Origin of the sequence: Rhizobium freirei PRF 81 (assembly GCF_000359745.1) — a bacterium.
In the GTDB taxonomy this organism is placed as follows: domain Bacteria; phylum Pseudomonadota; class Alphaproteobacteria; order Rhizobiales; family Rhizobiaceae; genus Rhizobium; species Rhizobium freirei.
The window spans coordinates 1-2,578 of sequence record NZ_AQHN01000075.1 but is presented as its reverse complement, the minus strand read 5'-3'; the positions used below and the strand labels follow the sequence as shown (position 1 = coordinate 2,578).

The 2,578-nt window shown below is 60.1% G+C and carries 3 protein-coding genes; all 3 read right to left on the bottom strand.

Going from position 1 to position 2,578, the window contains the following annotated elements; all coding sequences use genetic code 11:
• Window positions 1-56 precede the first annotated feature (56 nt).
• From tnpC to tnpA, 3 genes are read right to left on the bottom strand one after another with little or no spacing between them, the layout of a single operon-like run.
• The gene (gene tnpC, locus RHSP_RS20380; RefSeq protein WP_004121999.1) at window positions 57-1,652 is read right to left on the bottom strand and encodes an IS66 family transposase; all 1,596 of its coding nucleotides are present in this window, start codon (window positions 1,650-1,652) and stop codon (window positions 57-59) included.
• 54 nt (window positions 1,653-1,706) lie between these two features.
• A complete protein-coding gene (tnpB, locus tag RHSP_RS20375; protein WP_004121998.1) occupies window positions 1,707-2,060 on the bottom strand; it encodes an IS66 family insertion sequence element accessory protein TnpB in 354 nt (117 codons plus the stop codon).
• A complete protein-coding gene (tnpA, locus tag RHSP_RS20370) occupies window positions 2,041-2,496 on the bottom strand; it encodes an IS66-like element accessory protein TnpA (RefSeq protein WP_004121997.1) in 456 nt (151 codons plus the stop codon). Before tnpA ends, tnpB begins: the two co-directional genes overlap by 20 nt.
• Window positions 2,497-2,578 lie beyond the last annotated feature (82 nt).

The window sequence follows — 2,578 nt, the reverse complement described above, 5'->3', positions numbered from 1 at the left end:
TTCGTAAGCGCTCATTTCCATGCGCGTTGACGCGGCCCGTTTGACCGGGGTCGCCGTCAGACGGCTGCCATTGGATCATGCAGCGGCGGTTTCAGCGTTTCAGCGAAGTTGAAGGGCAGCAGGTCGGTGATGTCGGCTTCGATGACACGCTGCGGTAATTCGGTAAGGACGTGACGCAGATAAGCCAAGGGTTCGATGCCGCAGGCGCGGCATGTCAGCATGAGGCTGTAGATGACGGCACTGGCCTTGGCTCCGTCCACGGTGTCGCTGAACAGCCAACTCTTTCTTCCCGTGGCAAAAATCCTGATGTCGCGCTCAAGCAAGTTGTTGTCGATCGGCATCCTGCCGTCTTCTGTATAGCGCGTCAGGTACTCCCATTGGTTCAGGGTGTAGGACACGGCATCGCCAAGCTTGGTATCGGGCAAGACCTTCGGCGCGATGTCGTCGAGCCATGCCTTGAGAGCGTTCAGGATGGGGACGCTGTGTTGCTGGCGGAAGCGGTGGATGCAGTGATCTCGCGTTTCGTCCTTATCCGGCTTCTCATTGCGCGCCTGGCTTTCAATCCGGTAGAGCTGCGCGAAGAACTTGAGCGCCTGCTCCGGCGGACCGCCGCCTTTCTTCCTTGCCTTGAGCGCGTCGACGAAGCGACGCCTGGAATGGGCCATACACCCAACATGGGTCGCGCCGTTCAATGTGCGCCAGGCGGTGTAGCCATCGCTCATCAAGATGCCGCGGTAGTCGCCGAGGAAGGCCTGCGGATAAATCTGGCCGCGGCCGGGTTGATAATCGAGCAGCACGATTGGCTCGCCGCTGTCTTCCCCGCTCCTGTATGCCCACATGAAGGATGTGCTGGTGGCTTCCTTGTCCTTTTCCTTCAAGACCTGGACCGTGGTCTCGTCACCATGGATGAGCGGCTGCGCCCTGAGCCGCAATTTCAGGGCGTCATAGATTCGGGAGAGATGCCTCTCGCTCGATCCGATCACCCAATGCCCGAGAGCGCCGCGGCTGACGGGAACACCGGCACGCTCGAAGGCCTGGGCCAGGCGGTAGAGCGGCGTGCCATCGACATATTTATGGACGAGCGCGAAGGCCAGTGTCGAGGCCGTGGCGATGCTGCCCGGCAAGGCCTGCGCGGGCATTGGCGCGAGAATGACAGGCGTGTTGATGCCGGTGCGGTCGCAATGGCGGCAGGCATACTTGAACCGCACATTCTGCAGGACCTTGGCCTTCACCTCGATATGGAGCTGCTCGGTGACCGCCTCACCCATGCGATGCATCTGGTGACGGCAGCAAGGGCAGGCCTTCTGATCGTGGGCAATGTCATATTCGACGCGCTCGCGCGGCAGGTGTTCCGGCAGGGGCTTGCGGCCACGCTTCTTGCCCTCCGGCCTTTCGGTCGATGGCAAGCCGGTGTCCGGCAGGTGGACGACCTCGCCATCTTCTCCGCTGGCGTCGTCATCGGCAACCTGCTCGGCTTCATCGAAGAGGCGGTCCACGTGCTTTTCGCTCTTCGGCGCAAAACGATGCAGCCGCGCCAGCACCAACTCTTCCTCGAGCTTGACCACGCGTTCCGTGAGCTGACGGTTTTCCGCCTGCAGCGCCGCAATGCGCGCCATCAACTCCTCAACAGTGGGTTCGCCGGGTCGGATCATCAGATTCTTGAATCTGAACCGTTTCGCCCCGTCAACCGCAGACGTTGCGAACTGTCAGCCGGCGATCTGGTATTGCCGAACCGGATGGCGGACCATCGCGTCGATATCAATGCCGTCGAGAATCCAGTGTAATTGCTCGGTCGTCAGCGTTACCACCATCATCTCCCGACGTGGCCACCGGAACCGGTCTTCCGACAATCGCTTCAGCACCATCACAAAACCGGACCGATCGAAGAACAGGAGCTTCATCCGGTCACGGCGGCGATTGCAAAAGGCAAAGACCGCAGGCGCAAACGGGTCCAGCGCCATAGTCTCCTGCACCAGGACCGCAAGGCTGTTGATGCCGGCGCGGAAGTCGATCGGTTCGCGATGCAGGTAGACCTTGAGATCAGCGCCCAGTCTGAACATGACCCAAAGCTCCGATGATTGTCCTCAAAGCATCAGCATCACCGGATTCCAGCGTCAGCTTCACGCCGTTTGGTAGCAACGCGCTTATTTTGGAAGAACCTGACAGATTGGCCTTCCCCAGTGACGCCGGTTGGTCTTCCCTAAACGCGACCGGCATCTCCAACGAGGAGGTCCCGACAGGCAGGCTGCAGTCTGCCGCGACGACCGGGATAAACCGCGAGCTTGCAGATCCCGCCGAGAAGCGAGCCTCCCTGGCATCCTTGACCCATTTGCGCAGTAGGTTGGCATTGATCCCATGCGTAAGCGCAAGGCCGGATATCGACACACCAGGCTCAAGGCAGGCCGCAACAAGCCGCTCCTTTGATCCCGGATCATAGCGGCGTCGCCCATCACGTCCCACCAACCGCACTCGCAGTTTCTGCTCTTCGTCACTCATATTTGGTGTCCACCTATTTTAAGTGGACACTTCATGCGGCAGAGAATTCAACGCGAAAAGGCGCAACGAAATGAGCGCTTAC

Excerpts from the sequence above, each read along its gene's own strand:
- tnpB (WP_004121998.1), bottom strand. The coding sequence starts at position 2,060 with ATGTTCAGACTGGGCGCTGATCTCAAGGTCTACCTGCATCGCGAACCG.
- tnpA (WP_004121997.1), bottom strand. The coding sequence starts at position 2,496 with ATGAGTGACGAAGAGCAGAAACTGCGAGTGCGGTTGGTGGGACGTGAT.
- tnpC (WP_004121999.1), bottom strand. The coding sequence starts at position 1,652 with ATGATCCGACCCGGCGAACCCACTGTTGAGGAGTTGATGGCGCGCATT.